Here is a 15791-nt window from a genome sequence, read left to right on the forward strand (position 1 = left end):
TGCCGACGATCGCTGACCGCTAGATCAGCATGATGGTGCCGATCAGCACCGTGTTCAGCATGGTCATCTTGTTGATCACGGCCTTGAGCTCGCTGGTGGATGTCTGATCGCGCTGGACCGCAACGATCGCGCAATCGGCGCTGCCTGCCGCATGAGCGAGATCGTCGATATGGCTGGCGTCGACCAGGCACAGATCGAAGTGAGCCGTCAGCGACGACAGGCGTTGCGACAGTGGCGCAAGCGGACTGCCGTCGATGGCGCAGCCATCCTGCTGGGGCGCGGCCATGACGAACAACGACCGGATACTGCTCGGCTGGACCAGCTGAAATGGCTCATCCATGTCGTCCGGCGAGCCGGTCCGCGCATTCATGCCAAGCAAGCGATGTTGGACGAAGCCAGAATGCTCCATGTCGACGACCAAGGTGCGCAGACCGCTCAGGGCTGCCGATACGGCGATATTTGCCGTCAATATGGCCGCCTGCTCGCTCGCCTCGATTGCGATGATCGCGATAGAGCCGGGCGCGCGACCGTCGGGATGGCGCATTGCAGACAGGGTCGACTGGATGTCCCGCGCTTGTTCCGCCAGCATTGCGCTGGGAGCGTGGATCACCGCGATCGCGGGATCGACATTGGCGTGGACAGTCGCCGTTTCCTCGCGCGTATCGCCATCGTAAGTCGGCGGCGGGCCGGGATAGACATCCTCTACCGGTTCAGTCGAGCGAAGCCTCATGACCAATTGCCTCCTTCGATACGGAGTTGCCTGCCGTTGACGCGCAGGTCTGCCTGACCAAGCAACGGCACGCCGGTAAGATAGGTGACGGTGTTACGGCTGCGGATGCGCGGGCTGAGCCATTCGGCTAGGATGACCGAGCCGATTGCGAGCATGAGAGCCACCATCGTCATCATCAGGAACCGCACGCCGATATTGGGCGCGTTGGGGATCATCGGCGGTTCTGCAATGTCGAGCCGCACGATGTTGAGCGACGGAGCCGTGCTGGTGGCATGCAACTGCGAGAATTGTTCGGTCTGCGCCTCATATTCCTTGCGCGCCGATTCCACATTGCTTTCCAGCACGGCGAGCTTGCCGCGATCGGCCGCGAGCGACAGCATACGCCCGCGATGCTGGTCGAGCAGGGCCTGCATCGTGCCCTGATTGGCCGATGCCGCCGAACTGGCCGCCGCCAGCGTGCCTGACATCTTGCCGGTTTCCTGGGCCAGACTGTCCTGCATCTGGCGCAACTGCTGCTGGGCGGCACGCATCGTCGCATGATTGGGGCCGAGTTCGGCAGCCATCTGGCTGATTTCCGCCGATTTGGCTGCGATCTGCGCCCTTAGCCCCTGGATCAGCCCGCTCGATTGAATGTCGGGCATATTGGCGCCGCCCGCCGCGCGCGACCGGGCCTCCGCAGCAACGGCTTCGGCCGACGACAGTTTCGACGACAATTCGCTGAGGCGCGTGCTTTCCGCATCGATGGCGCCGGTGGCGACAATGCCATGGGCGCGCTGGAAATCGGCAAGCCGTGCCTGCGCCTCTTCCATTCGCTGTTCGGACGCGGCGATCTGTTTCTTGTACCAGGAAGCAAAGCGCTGGGCGAATTCGTTGCTGATACCCAGGCGCGCATCATTGAAGGCCTGGGCGAAACTGTTGGCCATCAACGCCGAACGCTGTGGATCGAGGCTGCGGTAGGAGACGTCGATCGTATTGCCGGTCGCGCTGGGCGAAACCTGCAAACCCGACTGGACGCTGCGGCTGATCCAGCCTTCGAAACTCTGGTTGCCGTTCGTCTGCTCCTGCCAACGTGCACGCATCGCCGGATTTTTGAAAAGGCCAAGCCGCTCGGCCACCTTGCGGGCGATCACCTCGCTCTGCAGGATTCTGGACTCCGTCGCGAGCATGGATTCGCCGGTCGCCTCGTTCGATTTGCCGCCGGTCGGGTCCGGTGCCCGGTTGTCGAACAACAAGGTGGCGGTCGCGCGATATTCGCGTGGCGTGATCGCAATCCACAGGACCGTCAGCGCCATGATGCAGCAGAAGATGGCGGCTGCCATCCTCCAGCGCTGCAGGATGGCTCGCGTTATGTCGAACATGTACATCCTATCGGTCCCTTACGATGCAGCGCTTTGGCGCTGCCCTTCTACAAGGCTGACGACACGCCGGGTCAGGTGGTCGCCGTGGCGGCTGGCAGACAACATGCCGAGCAGGAATTGGGGGGCGAGGCTGTCCCGGAACATGAGGGCGGTGCTGCCCGGCCGGGCGTGCATGGCGCGGCGCAGGATTTCCAGGACCGGACCGTCGCGGTCGATATGCGACGCCTGCTGTTCCGGTGCGAGTCCGGGAGGAACGATCGCGGCGCGGACGAGCTGCTCGATCACCGGCCAATGGCCAGCGCCCAGATCGATGGCCTCGTGGAACAGCGCAGCATCTGTCGGATTGGTGATCGTCCAGTCGTCGACCGCGCGCATCATCCCCGCGAGCGTTGCCGGCATTTCGACCACTGTCTTGCGCTGCCTGAGGGTTTCCAGGCAGGCCAGCGCGCAGAACAGGCGGACATGATAGGGGGAGCCGCATGCGACATGGGCAATTGTCTCGCGCGCGGCATCGCTGAAGTTGAGGCCGGCCTGGGCGGCGCCGCGATCGATCAGGTCGAACACGGCGGCCGTGTCGATCCGCACGATGGGAACGGCTGTCATGTGCCGTCGCAGCGATTCATGGCCTTCGATGAGTTGGCTCAATCCGGACGCGATGCCGACCGCCAGAATATGAACCGGCAGGGCCGCGTCGGAGAGCAGCTTCATGGTGCGCGACAATTCGCCAAGAACAGCCGGATCGATGATACGGTCGAACTCGTCGAGGATGAAGATGAATTTTCGCTGCCCATGTTCGGCGAGTGCTTCCACGACATCGCGCGGTCCAACGACGATCGGCGCATCTGTTGCGGGTGAGCGCGGCAGGTTTCCGCGGGCGGCATCGAGGAACGGCGAGATCAGGCTGGTGAAATCCTGCCCAGGCTCGCATGCCATGTAGAAGACCAGATAGCCGCGATTGTCGGCAACATTGGCGAAGACGCGCGCTAGCGAGGTCTTGCCTGTCCCACGGCCGCCAAAGATCATCGCATGATTGCCGCGGTCCAGCACCCCCTCCACCAGCAGATCCATCTCCTGCTGCCGGCCATGAAGATGGCGGGCGGCCGTGACGGGCTGGGTCGCATTGAACCCCTTGCGTATCGCTGATCGGACAGCGTCAGCGGACATGGCTGCATTTGTAGACGGCGTGACGGATGCAGCACCGGCCGATTGCGCATTTTGAGGCACGCCGCCCGTAGCTCGAGAACGCCGGCCAGGCGTTTCTCGGCGACGCTCGGGCTCGGGCGTTCGTCGGAGCCAACGGGCAATTCTGGTGAAGATATTCACGCAATGCCTCCTGTCAGGATACCGGATCGCATCTCAGAAGGTCCGCTCGTTGACGGTGTAGACGTCACCAGGCTTGACCAGCATATCGAGGCTGGCCTTCTTGATGATCTCCGTGCCACGGTGCAGCGTGATCTTCTTTTCCGATCCGCCCAAAGTCGGCCCGCCGGCCTGGGCCAGCATCTGGCGCAGGGTCATGCCGGTTTCGAAGGCGACGCGGCCGGGCTTGTTCACCTGGCCGTAGATGAATACCTCCTCTGCCTTCGGCACGAAGATGGAATCGCCTGCGCGCAGGAACTGACCGGTCCCGCTTTGCGGGTCGAGATCGCTGAGCGCAATCCGGCGATCCGCTTCTCCCGTTCGTTGCAGGATCGCATAGTCCGCCGCGTCCGCGCGGGCGCCGCCGGTGCGCGCCAGCATCATCGCGATCGTCTGAGGCCGATCCAGGGGGTAGAGCCCAGGGTTCTGGAGGTTGCCGAACATCGTGACCGATCGACTGACGAAGCTCACGACTTCGACATTGACGATCGGATCGACGAAATATCCGCCGGTCTGCAATTGCCGGCGGATATTGTTTGCAAGGGCGTTGGTCGTGGATCCCTCCGCAACCACGTCGCCGATGCTCGGCAGGGTGATGCGCCCATCTTCCTTGATCCGCGTTTTGACCTCGATCGGATAGGCGCCGAATATCGAGACGCGTATCTCGTCATTGGCACCCAGGACATAGGCGGCGACCGCTTCCTTGTTGTCGACGCCGGCCAATACGGGATTGGCGAGCGCGGCCAGAAGAAGGGAACTGCACAGGTTTCGCATCGCACGGGGTAAGAACATGGCCATGCTCCTCACAATGTAAGGCCAAGGGACAGCATCATTGATGTCGATTTATATCGGTAGCGCTCGACTGCGCTTTCACGCCATTCGTGGCGAACGTCCACGCCGGCCGTCAGGCGGCTGCGCAGTGCAAATCGATATCCGGCGTTGAGCGCGATCGTTTCGTCGGTACCGCGCATCATGTCGGTGTCGATCAACAACTCGCCCTTGAACTGGCGCCTGGCATAGCTCGCGCCAGCCTGGATCGAAGATCGTGAACTGAGGGTCGCATTTCCGCGGAGCGAAAAATTGGTCAGGACGATATAGGTCGCGCCGGTGTTGCTCTGGTTGCTGGTGCTTCGGCTGCCGTCGAATACCAGGGAGGTGCGCGGCGATGGCCGATAGACGGCACCGGCATGATAGCCCAGACCCGAATAGTCATCGACCCGTTCATCACGCGCCTTGGTATGAATATAGCCAATTCCGGCACTCCAACTGAGACGCGGAGCGACAGCGCGTTTGAACTCGATCCCAACCCGATAATTGTCGGCACCGCGGCTCATGCGCAGTTCGGACGTCTCGTCTGACCAGTGGGGGCGACGAAACGCTTCGACGTTGAACATCAGCCGGATGTCGCCAAGGCTCGCCTTGCTATAGGCGATACCGATACCGGCGCTGCGGGTGCGGATGTCGAACGGCCGGCGTGAATCGACGCTATTGTTCGTTTGCAGATAGCCGAGCTTGATGACGGGATAGTAACCATAGGGCTTGTCGCACTCGGCCGTGACCGCATAGTCCTGGGTGCGTTCGCTGTTGCCGACGATAATGCCTTGATCGGCCAGATCGGCCTGTGCGAAATTCAATCGGGCGCTTGGACGCAGATAACAGAGTGCGCTGACCTTTACATCGCCCTTGGCGGTGAGCGTAACGCGCTCCCGATCGAGATTGCTGTAGCGCTGATGGAAGTCATAGCCCAACGATCCCATGACCGTGACCTGGTGGACACCGAGATTTTTCCTGAAGGTGACATCGAGCGCCGGGGTGATGCGAATATCGTCCTTGTCGCCGGAGACGAGATCATCGCTCTGGCGCAGGACATTGTCGTCGTAAAGCATCCGTACCGTGGGTGCCACGGTCAGGCCGTCAGGCGGCACTTCGACCTGCGCAAAGGCTGGGCAGCCCAAGATGATCGAGCAGGCAAGGGGAAGGCGCGCATAATGCAGGCGGGTCATCTTGCGGCTCCCGCCTGGTTGTATTTTGCAACAATGGCTGCCTGTGGCCGGGCTTTGCCTTGTACGGGTTGCAGGCTCATGGGATAGTTTGCGCCCCACCATGGGCCGCCGGCCCAATAGGCCCAACCCATCCAGACATCGGCATTGGCATCGAGATGCTTGAGCAGGGCGTCTAGGCTGTCGAGGCAGGCGGCATTTGCTGGGGCGCCGAACTCGCCAAGGAAGCCCTTGTGGCGGTTGTCCCGAAGCCATTTTGTCGCCGCTTCCATGCGGCGTTGGATGACCGGCGGTGCTTCGCATTGCGCCTTCATCCCGGAACTGTCCGAGTCCAGATATTGGTGCATCTCGATCGCATAATTGCCGGCTGGATCGCGGAAGTTCTGGAAGGCGGCAGCGTTGGAGGCGCGGCCGCCAGCGATCCAGCTATGCGCGCCGGTCCAGTTGGAGCCCGGCACGAACAGCATGTTGCGCGCACCCGCCTTTCGGATGGCGACGACGCTTTCGTCCACCATCGATCGCCAGCGTGCTGGAGCCATGCCGTTCGGTTCATTCATCAGACCGAAGGCCACCTGCCGGTTCCCGCGATAATGCTCGGCCAGCCGGCGCCACAGATCGGCAAGTTTCGCGCTGCCATCTTGCGATTGATCCAGTCGCTGCCCCCCGTTTGCGCCATAATTATGGATGTCGAGGATGATGATCCGGAACGGGGCGAGGATCGCCACGACCTTGTCGAGGCGGGCCTGTTCGGCAGTCGAAAGGGGCTGGAGCGGGACGGGTTGGATCCGCTCCCACAATATCGGAACCCGGACGATCTTCATGCCCATCGCGACGAAGGGCGCCGCGGTGCGGGTATCGGGGTAGATATAATCCTTCCCGAAAATACCCGGCTTCCTGCCCGAGTTGAACTCTCCGCCCGCGAGGTTGATTCCCGACAACGGTGGCTCCGCGCAGGCCATCCAAGGGCATGCCGTCGAGAGGAGGGCAGCACATCGGATCGCAAGGACCGTCCGTCTCGGGCGCTGAGGGGCGCTCATGGTCAGCGCTGCCCGCCTGTGCTAGCAGAGCGCCGCAAAGGGATAGATTGTAGGGCATGGCACCGATCGGGAACAGGCAGGCGAGCGTGGATGTCGCTATCGCGCCCGCGTCGCGACATGCGGCGCGGGCCGTCGCCGGACGTGAACGACATGCCGCGTTGCTGACTCATTTCGGCAGCGTCGGATTGTTGTTGATGCGGGGCGTTGTGACCGACGTTGGGCAGTCGGGCGATGCGGAAACGCGCGTGATCCATTATCGCCGGCAGGTTGATGGAAAATATTGCGTCGAACTGCCCGCGCGCATCGATGTCGATATCGGAGATATGATCATGATCCGTGCGCTGACGCTGCCCGACGGGGCGGTGCGGCCGATCATGGCGCGGGCGACGAGCCGACGGGAATGGATAATGCTCGATGATGTCAACGCGATTGTCGACGACTATACCCATGCCACACGCCGTTTCGTTCGTTGGGGCACAGGGGCCGGATCGGCTCTGGCAATGCTGGCGGTTTGCGGCATCGCGGCTCCTCTCGCGCTGACCACAGCGGTATTTTCCTTTGCCGGTGCCTGGAGCTTGCATCGCCGCGATCGCCGAGATCGGACTAGGATCGGCCGCTGGCTTGCCCGTTAGGTCGGCAAGAGTTCCAATGGACATGGTCATGCGAGCATCCCCTGCTGCCGATACCAGGTGATGGTGCGACGAAAGCCTTCCTCCAGATTGATCAGCGGCTGATAGCCGAGGACCGTCTGCGCCCGCCTGATGCTGAACGCGCGGTTGTGCTTGAAGATGGTCAGCCGGCGACGAGGTAATGGGGGTTGCAATCCCAGCGGCGCATAAAGTGCTTCGCACAGGCGCGCGGCCATCAGCGCGAGGCTGTAGGGGATGGTCGTCTTGGGCGGTGGTACGTCCAAGGCGGTAGCGACGGCCCTTACATAGTCGCGCAGCGGCAGAAAGGCGCGATCACCCAGGATGAAGGTACCCGATGGCGCATCGGGATGAACCATCGTCAATATGTAGCCGGCGACCAGGTCATCAATGTAGACAGGATGGAAATTGGGTGTTTGCCGACCCGCAAACAGAAAACGGCGGCGCTGGACCAGGCGGAACAGCTTTAGCATCCGGGTGTCGCCTGGCCCATAGGTGGAGCAGGGGCGAACGATGACGACGCTCATGCCCGGCCGGCCCATTTCGTCACGGCAGAGATCTTCGGCTCGCAACTTGCTTTCCTGATAGGGATCGCGGGGGTCGAATGGCGCATTTTCGTCTGCGGGGGCGTCGGCCACATTCCCGTGGACGCCAATCGACGAGCAATAGATGAAGCGCTCGACGCCGGCCCGTCGGCTCGCTTCAAGCAGGGCCCGAGTAGCATCCCGATTGACCTGCATGAACGCCTTGCGCGGTCCTTCGGTACGGAACATCGCGGCAATGTGAAAACAATAGCGTGCGTCCCGAAGCAGTGCGTCGAAACGATCAGAGTCTGTCAGCGAGCCTTCGATCCACTCTATGCCGCTCTCGCGCTCCGCTTCGGTAAGGGGCCTGCGGCACATCGAGCGGACGCGGTAGCCCATTTGCAGGAGTTGACGTGCGAGCGCCCCGCCAACGAAGCCAGTCGCGCCGGTCACTGCTATGATGGGCTGATAACCGATTTCGTTCATGTAAATAGCTTCCGGTCGACGGCGAAAGGCGATGCATTCATCATCGCTATTTTGCGTCCAGGCGCGTTGATCGGCGAAAGCAATTGCGTCTCCATTGAAGAAACGATCATTTGATATCCCGATCTCAATAATATTGCGTGGATCCTGATTGCGGAAATTCTTACGCAACTGCGGTATTAGTCAACATCAGGGGTAACACCTATCAATTAGGTGCAAATACATAATGGAACATGATTTTGTTATGTGTGAACTTGGTGTTTGTTCGGGTGAGTGACGCGAGCACTCGATGCACGTGCCATCTTGTCCGAGGCGGACGCGTTTTCATGAGCGGATCTGCATGGTGCGTTTGGTTCTTGGCGCCCATTCGATCGTGGAGGCGCGCCGCTATTCAGGCTTTCGGCTCATGCTTGTCGCGTGAGCGCCAGTCGGAGAACGGGTTTGGCATTGCAATTTCTGTCTGCACAGCTGGATCATCTTTACGCGCGGCTGACAGTGATGCGACTCCGCGCGCAAGGCTGCCAACCGGGGCGGGGCCTGCGCGTGCGGGGTGGCGTGCCTTATCTCCGGAACCCCGGATCCTTGGTCATTGGCAACAATGTCCGCCTGCGGAATGAACCGACCCGGATTCGCCTGGCTACGGTTCCGCAGGGGGCTATCATTCTTGGCGACGAGGTTTCGTTGAACACGGGAGTTCATATCTTCAGCGCTGCGCGGATCGATGTCGGCGGCGGGTCGCGTATCGGTGACAATGTTGCGATGTTCGACACGAGCTTCCATCCCGTTCATGAAGGGCGCTCCGTAAGGCCCCGTCCGATCACCATCGGTCGCAACGTCTGGATTGGCCGCAACGCCATCATCTTGCCCGGCGTGTCGATCGGCGATCATTCCGTGGTGGCGGCCGGATCAGTGGTCTTTGATGATATTCCCGCCCGACAGGTGTGGCGGGGCAACCCCGCGGCATTCGTGAAGCATGTCCGGGCGACCGACGATTTTCGACGTAGCTAGGGGGAGGGCGATATGTCAGGTCCGGGGTTGGGGCGCGCAGTCCGTTCAGGCATGGCCTGGTCCATCCTGGAAAGTTGGGGTGTGCAACTGTTGCAGTTCCTGACCTTCCTCGTGATTGCGCGCTATGTCGATGCGACGATGCTGGGCATCGTCGCCATGGCCCTGCTGGTAGGGCAATGGTTCCAGATGATCATATTGTCGGGGATCAGTGCATCGCTTGTGAGCAAGGGCGGCGCTGCCGATGCCGACTTGGATGATACGGCCTTCTGGATTTCTGCTGCGGCCGGCGCGCTGCTGCTGATCGCGACCTTCTTGCTAGCCGACTTGGTTGAGCGGACCGCCGCCCATCAGGGCTTGGGCATGGTTTTGCGATGGCTGAGCGTCGCGAATTTCCTGGGTGCGCTGAACGTCGTGCCACAGGCTTGGCTGACGCGGGCCTTGCTGATGCGGCCATTGGCCACGCGCTCGACAATCTCGACCCTGGTGGGCGGCCTTGTCGGAATAGCACTGGCCGTGGCCGGTTATGGCGTGATGGCGCTGGTGGCACAAAATCTGGCCGTAGCGGTCATCGGAACGATAATCCTGTGGGCCGCCTGCCCGATGCGACCCCGACTGCGTTTTTCACGGGAAAAGGCAAGGGACGTGCTTTTCTATGGCCGTCATGTCGGCGTGACGGGCGCTGCGAATTTCTTCAACGCCAATGCTGACATCATGGTCATCGGCCTGGCGCTCGGCGGCGCAGCGACAGGCATTTATACCGTCGGCAAGCGGGCTTTGCTGGCCGCCAATCTGATGCTGGCGCGTGCGCTGTCCCGTGTGGCACTTCCGGTCTTCTCGCAACTCAAGGGGGATCCGCCCCGCCTTGCAAAGGCTTTCCTCAGAATAGTGTCGGCGACATCGTCCATAACGACCCCGGCCTTTGTCGGCCTGGCGATCGTATCGGACGAGTTTATTTTCCTGTTGTTCGGTCCGCGTTGGGCGGCGGCAGCCGATGTGATGCGCTATCTCAGCCTGTTCGGCGCGCTCCAGGCGATCGGCATTTACAATCAGTCGCTGATGCTCGCCATGGGAAAGCCGCAATGGCAGACTTGGCTGGCGGGCATTTATGCGCTGGTCAATATTGTCACCTTCTTCTTTGCCGTTGAATATGGGATGGCTGCGGTCGCTGCCGCGTTCACGGCGCGCGCCTATATCCTCTATCCCCTGTCCGTCTGGCCAGTTGTGGTTCTGCTGCCGCTGGGATGGCGGGATTATTGGAAGGCGCTGCGGCCCAGTGTCGTCGCATCGCTGGTCATGGCTGTTTTTCTATGGGGGTTCCGGTTCGCATTGGCCGGCCAAGCTCCGATTCCGATGCTGTTGTCGACGGTCATCGCTGGGGCAGCGGTCTATATGGTCGTCCTCGGACTGGTCGGACGGACCATTGTCATCGACATGTTCCATTTCGCACGGGCAGGGGGCAAACGCGTGTCCTCCACCAGTTAAATTTCCGAAGTGGACATTTTTGGAAATCCTCCGGCAATGACATTTTGCAGCTGCGGAACGAAATTTCTCAAAATGTGTAAAACTACCTACTATACTTCCCCTAATGCCGATGTTAAAAATTGCGCATTGCAGCAGAGAATTATGTAAACCTCCAACTGGATCAATAATCGGTCAGGGGTGAGCATGGGGCAGACGTCCGATTGAAGACGTGAGCCGGTTTCTGCCATCCCTTTCAGGGTGACGGTCGCAGCATATGAAATAATTCTGGGCGTTAAGCGCGGGGTTTGAGTTATGTTCGCAGCCGTCAGACGATTTAACATCATGCCGATCTCCAAGGCGGGCCAAGTCCGCGCCAGCTTTTCGCTGGTCAGATTGCGTTGTCTCAGGCGCCACGTCTCGTGGAGTGGGGTCAGTCGCTATCTGGTCGGGTTGGCCATGGTCGCGATCGCGCTCGCCGCTTTTCAGGCCGATGAATATCCGTCCTTCTCCAGCGAATTTTATGTGATATTCACATTCGTTGCATTGTTTACGACGATGCTGTTCGGCGCCGGACCGGGCTTTCTGGCTGGTATCGCCGCCTTGGCGGTCACTTATCTGCTTGAAGGCTTTCATGGCGGGCTGCTTGCGGCGGGCGCCTTCCTCATGGCGCTGGTTGCCGCCAACGTCGTTGCGCTTCGCGCGACATTCTGGCGCGCTAGGGCGGAATATCAGGCTGCCCATGTCGGCCGGCTGATGACGCAGATGAAGCTGCTGACCGACGGCGCGGCGCATTATGCCCTCTACATGACCGATGTTTCGGGGTTCATCCTGCATTGGAATCGAGGCGCCGAGCGCTTTACCGGCTGGTTGACTGGCGAGGTGATGCATCGCCATGTCGCGCTGCTCTACCCAGGGCGCGCGGAGATCAAGGCGCGCATGGCGCAGGCCTTCGCCTTCGCCCGCCAGCATGGCAGCTGGGAATTCGATCATGAATGCTGCCGCAGCGATGGCACCATCTATCTGCAAAATTGCGTTGTCACGGCATTGTACGACAATGACGGAGCGTTGCAGGGCTTTGCCAACCTGATCCGCGACGTCACGCTGGAGCGCGCGCATGAGCTTGCGCTGCAGGAGCGGGAGCATGAGTTGCGGTTGATATTGGAGACCGCGCCGGACGCCGTCTTCGTATTCGATGCCGACGGCTGCATCGAATATATCAACGAAGCGGCCTCCCGCATGTTCGGCTATGATCTGGTGGATCTCAAAGGCCAGAATTTCGAGAGCCTGCTGCTGGTCTGTCCTTCTGAAGACGAAGTGCCTGACGAATATCCATTCCGGATCGTCGATGTTTCGGAAAAGATCGAGCGGCAGTTGATCGGCCGGCATCATAATGGCTCGAATTTTCCAACCGAGATGACCTTCGTGCGGATGGAAGCGAACGGCGGCACAAGGTTTACGGCCTTTGTGCGCGACCTTTCCGAACAGGAGGCGACGAAGGCTCGGCTGGAAACCCTGCAGGCGGAAATGCTGGATGGCACCCGCTATAGCGCAATGGGGGCGATGGCCTCGATGCTGTCGCACGAGTTGACCCAGCCATTGACAGCGCTTGCAGCCTATATGGAGGGGGGCAGCATCCTGCTCAACAATCTCAACGGCGGGAGTCGGGCGAAGCTGGACGAAATTTTCCATCTCGCGTCGAGCGAAGCGGTGCGGGCGGGGGCGATCATGCGCCATTTGCGCGACTTCACCAGCAGTGGTGAAGCGCAACTGGAGGTGCGGGATATCGGCGAAATGGTGCGCAGCAGCATTGCGCTCGTCCGTCCTGCGGCTGCCCGTGCGCAAGTCCGTGTCGTGCTTCGGGTTGCGCCAGACGCGGGACCGGTATTCGCCGATCCGGTCCAGATCCAGCAGGTGATCGGCAATCTTTGTCGCAATGCCATAGATGCGATGCGCAACATGGATGAGCGGATCCTGACGATCCACGCGTCCCGCGTCGATGAGCTTACCACCCAAATCATGATTACCGACACTGGCTCGGGCATCGCCGCGGAAATCCGCGAGCGGCTGTTCGACGCCTTTGTCACGACCAAGGAAGAGGGAACTGGGGTCGGATTGTCCATTTGTCGAACAATTGTGGAGGCCCATGGCGGGCGGATCTGGGTTGAGCCCGCGCCTGCCGGCAGCTGCTTTTGTTTCACATTGAAGCGTAAGAAGGGGATTCTTTGTGGAGGAAATGAAGACGATTCACATCGTGGACGACGAATATTCCGTCAGAGCGGCAACGGCATTCTTGTTGGAGCTTGAAGGATATTCGGTCCGCACTTGGCAGAGGGGCGCTCATTTTCTTGCCGCCGCGCCGACCGAGCCGCCGGGCTGTGTCATCCTGGACCTGCGCATGCCCGACATGGATGGACTGGAGGTGCAGCGCCGTCTCAATGAAGCGGATCTCAATTTTCCGGTCATCATGCTGACGGGGCATGGCGACATTGCCGTGACGGTCGCGGCAATGAAGATGGGCGCCGTGGATTTCCTGGTGAAGCCGTTCGAGCGACAGAGCCTGTTGCAGGCGGTCGAGAACGCCTGGTCGGTGCTATATGATAATGGTGCGCGCCGACAAAGGGTCGCGCAGGCGCAATCGCTGGTGGAAAAGTTGACGCCGCGCGAGCGCGATGTTCTGGCAGGCCTGACAATGGGGCTACCGAACAAGCACATCGCCCTGCAATTGGGCATCAGCCCGCGCACGATCGAAATTCATCGCGCAAACCTGATGGCAAAGCTCAAAACGCGCAATCTTTCGGATGCCCTGAGAGTTGCATTTGCGGCGGGAATAGGCCGGAGGCTGGATGGATGAGCGTCAATATTTCTGCCGCCGTGGTGCTTTTTGTCGCCATAGCGAGGGGATTGTCGCGATGAGCGCCAATAGTGCGATCGGGAGCCAGAAAATTGCGAAAAGGCGATCTGGCCATGCTGGCTTGATTTCGACGAGCGATGCATTTTGACGTTGCCAGAGGTGATAAAGGCCGATCGCCCAAATGAGCAATATGATTGCCGCACCGGCGCAGAGCGCAATGTTCATATTTCCATGAACCTCCCATTTTCGGATTAAAGGACGATGCTCTGTTTTTTTTAGCAAAAACAATATACGAATAATATAAGTGAAATTACGCTGTTAACAAAATTGCCGATTCATCTAAAATCATTCCGATATAAATTTGATTTTTGATATTTTATTAGTTAATATTTATTAGGTGTTGTCACGGATTGATGTTTTTGAGGCGCCCGTGCTCTTGTCGGTTGAATTGATTTCGCTCCTCTGCGTGCTGCGCAACTGGGAGCGCCCGGCCATTGCTGTGCCAATGGTCGACAATCGACGAGAAAAGGACAGGCCATGGCAAATCCGGATTTGGCGGCGCGTTTCCACAGCGCGAGCGGAACGGGGGCGTTAATCGCCAGGCGCAATGCACGCCTGTGGCTGTGCCTGCTGTTGCTATCAGCTGATTGCTTGGCGCTGCTGATTGGCTTTGGCGTAGGCGCGCGCCTCTCGCCGGCATCCTCGTCGGACATGATCGGATCATTATCCGCAGGCATTCTCGTCTTTGCGATCATCGCCTTTCACAGCCAGGCTTACAGCATGTCCTGTCTGACCAGCGCGACGATCAGCTGTCGCGCTGCGACATTGGCATTTGGTGCCACCATGCTGCTGTTCTTCCTTGTAATTTTCGCATCGAAGGCGGTGGGAACCTTCCCGCGCTCAGGCATATTGTTCGGCGTCTTTGGCAGCCTGGGGCTGCTGGTCGTGCAGCGCTCACTGATGGCCTATGCGGTCCGGCGTTGCTTCGGAAATCAGTTGTTCGCGGAGATATTGATCCTTGATGGTATCGCGCGCCCCAATGATTGCGGTGCGGCGGCCGTGATCGATGCGCGCCAGATCGGGCTGCGCCCCGAAGAGGATGATCCGCACAAGCTGCACCAATTGGGCGTGCTGCTGCGTGATTATGACAGGGCGATCATCCTTTGTCCGGCTGCCCGACGAGCGAGTTGGGCCGAGATATTGAAGGGCAGCAATGTTCAGGGCGAAGTCGTCGTGCCAGAGGTCGGGGAGACTGCACCGCTTGCGGTAGGGACCTGGTTGGACACGTCGACCCTAGTGGTCTCGCGCGGCCCGCTCAACCTTGCTGACCGCGCGCGCAAGCGTTTGCTCGACATTGCCTTGACCGTGCCCCTGGCCATTGCGCTGCTGCCGTTGCTGCTTCTGGTGGCGATCGCCATCAAGATCGACAGCACCGGGCCGGTCTTCTTTCGCCAACAACGGATCGGTCGCGGCAACCGCTTGTTCCGGATTTACAAGTTCCGCAGCATGCGGACCGATTGCGGCGACGCATTGGGTAGCCGTTCCACCGGTCGAAGTGATGACCGTGTGACCCGCATCGGGCGCTTCATTCGCAGTACGAGCATCGACGAACTGCCCCAGCTATTCAATGTTCTGCTCGGCGAAATGAGCCTCGTCGGGCCGCGGCCGCACGCCTTGGGCTCGACCGCTGATAACGCCTATTTCTGGCAGGTCGATCGGCAATATTGGCATCGCCACGCGCTCAAGCCCGGCATCACGGGACTGGCCCAAATCAGGGGTTTCCGTGGCGCGACGGAAACACGCGGCGACATCTTGCGGCGGATCGAGGCGGATCTGGAATATCTGCACGGCTGGAGCCTGGCGCGGGATATCGGCATCCTGCTGCGGACCTTCAACGTGCTCGTTCATCACAAGGCGTTCTGAAACGGGGGGGGGGCATGATCGATCATGATCGGCCGCAAATCACCTCAGGATGAGCCGGCCATGGCGACGAAGCTGGAATGAGGCAGGCGTCGCCACCCGCCTATATCATGATGGGCGCGGCCTCCAATTCTCCAATCTGGATGATGTCGCCTGGTGCCAACCCGGAATTGTCGAACATCGGAAGGATCACATCGGCGTGGCTTGGCCGTGGTTCATGTGGGCAGGCAAGAAGGGGATGTTGCGGAGTAATTTTTGTTTTTGGTTCATTTTTTGCGAGAAAGGTGTTGACGGGTTCGCCTGACGGGCCTAGATGCCACTCCACCGACGCGGTGATGACCAACGGTTCTCGCCACGAACGGTCGCCAACATAGCAGGACAGTACGTCCCCCGATAGAGATAGCGGGGAACGA

Annotated in this window: 14 protein-coding genes and 1 pseudogene; 6 read left to right on the forward strand and 9 right to left on the reverse strand. The window is 60.2% G+C overall.

Annotation, left to right across the window (positions count from 1 at the left end; all coding sequences use genetic code 11):
• Window positions 1-19: 19 nt before the first annotated feature.
• From A0U87_RS14215 to A0U87_RS14240, 6 genes are all read right to left on the reverse strand, one after another.
• A complete protein-coding gene (locus tag A0U87_RS14215; protein WP_048936476.1) occupies window positions 20-730 on the reverse strand; it encodes a hypothetical protein in 711 nt (236 codons plus the stop codon).
• Entirely contained in the window at window positions 727-2088 is a 1362-nt protein-coding gene (locus tag A0U87_RS14220) for an exopolysaccharide biosynthesis protein (RefSeq protein WP_048936674.1), read from the reverse strand. The genes A0U87_RS14215 and A0U87_RS14220 overlap by 4 nt, the downstream gene beginning before the upstream one ends.
• 18 nt (window positions 2089-2106) lie before the next feature.
• Window positions 2107-3252: an ATP-binding protein gene (locus A0U87_RS14225; RefSeq protein WP_048936475.1), complete on the reverse strand. Its 1146-nt coding sequence runs from the start codon at window positions 3250-3252 to the stop codon at window positions 2107-2109.
• 192 nt (window positions 3253-3444) lie between these two features.
• On the reverse strand, window positions 3445-4239 hold the full coding sequence (locus A0U87_RS14230) for a polysaccharide biosynthesis/export family protein (RefSeq protein WP_100206924.1): 795 nt from the start codon (window positions 4237-4239) through the stop codon (window positions 3445-3447).
• Between the two features lie 11 nt (window positions 4240-4250).
• Window positions 4251-5552, reverse strand: a complete 1302-nt coding sequence (locus A0U87_RS14235) for an outer membrane beta-barrel protein (protein WP_240700563.1) — start codon at window positions 5550-5552, stop codon at window positions 4251-4253.
• On the reverse strand, window positions 5447-6385 hold the full coding sequence (locus A0U87_RS14240; RefSeq protein WP_240700564.1) for a glycoside hydrolase family 5 protein: 939 nt from the start codon (window positions 6383-6385) through the stop codon (window positions 5447-5449). Before A0U87_RS14240 ends, A0U87_RS14235 begins: the two co-directional genes overlap by 106 nt.
• A 155-nt stretch (window positions 6386-6540) precedes the next feature.
• Here A0U87_RS14240 and A0U87_RS14245 point away from each other — a divergent pair, with 155 nt between their 5' ends.
• Window positions 6541-7116, forward strand: coding sequence for a hypothetical protein (locus tag A0U87_RS14245; RefSeq protein WP_122928048.1), 576 nt, complete (start codon window positions 6541-6543; stop codon window positions 7114-7116).
• Window positions 7117-7142: 26 nt separating this feature from the next.
• Here the strand turns inward: A0U87_RS14245 and A0U87_RS14250 are convergent, their stop codons facing one another.
• Window positions 7143-8309 carry an NAD-dependent epimerase/dehydratase family protein gene (locus A0U87_RS14250; RefSeq protein ID WP_048936471.1) on the reverse strand — a complete coding sequence of 389 codons (1167 nt, stop codon included), beginning with the start codon at window positions 8307-8309 and terminating at the stop codon, window positions 7143-7145.
• Window positions 8310-8579: 270 nt separating this feature from the next.
• Here A0U87_RS14250 and A0U87_RS14255 point away from each other — a divergent pair, with 270 nt between their 5' ends.
• From A0U87_RS14255 to A0U87_RS14270, 4 genes are all read left to right on the forward strand, one after another.
• On the forward strand, window positions 8580-9146 hold the full coding sequence (locus A0U87_RS14255; protein ID WP_004207140.1) for an acyltransferase: 567 nt from the start codon (window positions 8580-8582) through the stop codon (window positions 9144-9146).
• Window positions 9147-9197: 51 nt separating this feature from the next.
• Entirely contained in the window at window positions 9198-10628 is a 1431-nt protein-coding gene (locus A0U87_RS14260; RefSeq protein ID WP_017503325.1) for a lipopolysaccharide biosynthesis protein, read from the forward strand.
• A gap of 783 nt (window positions 10629-11411) precedes the next feature.
• Window positions 11412-12911, forward strand: a complete 1500-nt coding sequence (locus tag A0U87_RS14265; protein WP_240700565.1) for a PAS domain S-box protein — start codon at window positions 11412-11414, stop codon at window positions 12909-12911.
• The gene (locus tag A0U87_RS14270) at window positions 12832-13458 is read left to right on the forward strand and encodes a response regulator (RefSeq protein WP_026109652.1); all 627 of its coding nucleotides are present in this window, start codon (window positions 12832-12834) and stop codon (window positions 13456-13458) included. The genes A0U87_RS14265 and A0U87_RS14270 overlap by 80 nt, the downstream gene beginning before the upstream one ends.
• Before the next feature lie 3 nt (window positions 13459-13461).
• On the opposite strand, the gene A0U87_RS14275 is transcribed toward A0U87_RS14270, so the two are convergent.
• Window positions 13462-13683, reverse strand: coding sequence for a hypothetical protein (locus A0U87_RS14275; protein WP_137405646.1), 222 nt, complete (start codon window positions 13681-13683; stop codon window positions 13462-13464).
• Between the two features lie 312 nt (window positions 13684-13995).
• Between A0U87_RS14275 and A0U87_RS26755 the strand changes: the two genes are divergently transcribed.
• On the forward strand, window positions 13996-15381 hold the full coding sequence (locus A0U87_RS26755; RefSeq protein ID WP_053094322.1) for a sugar transferase: 1386 nt from the start codon (window positions 13996-13998) through the stop codon (window positions 15379-15381).
• Between the two features lie 100 nt (window positions 15382-15481).
• Here A0U87_RS26755 and A0U87_RS14285 read toward each other — a convergent pair.
• A pseudogene (locus A0U87_RS14285) lies at window positions 15482-15791 on the reverse strand (hypothetical protein); the annotation flags it as partial.

It is taken from the genome of Sphingobium sp. MP9-4, assembly GCF_005281675.1.
Lineage (GTDB): Bacteria > Pseudomonadota > Alphaproteobacteria > Sphingomonadales > Sphingomonadaceae > Sphingobium > Sphingobium yanoikuyae.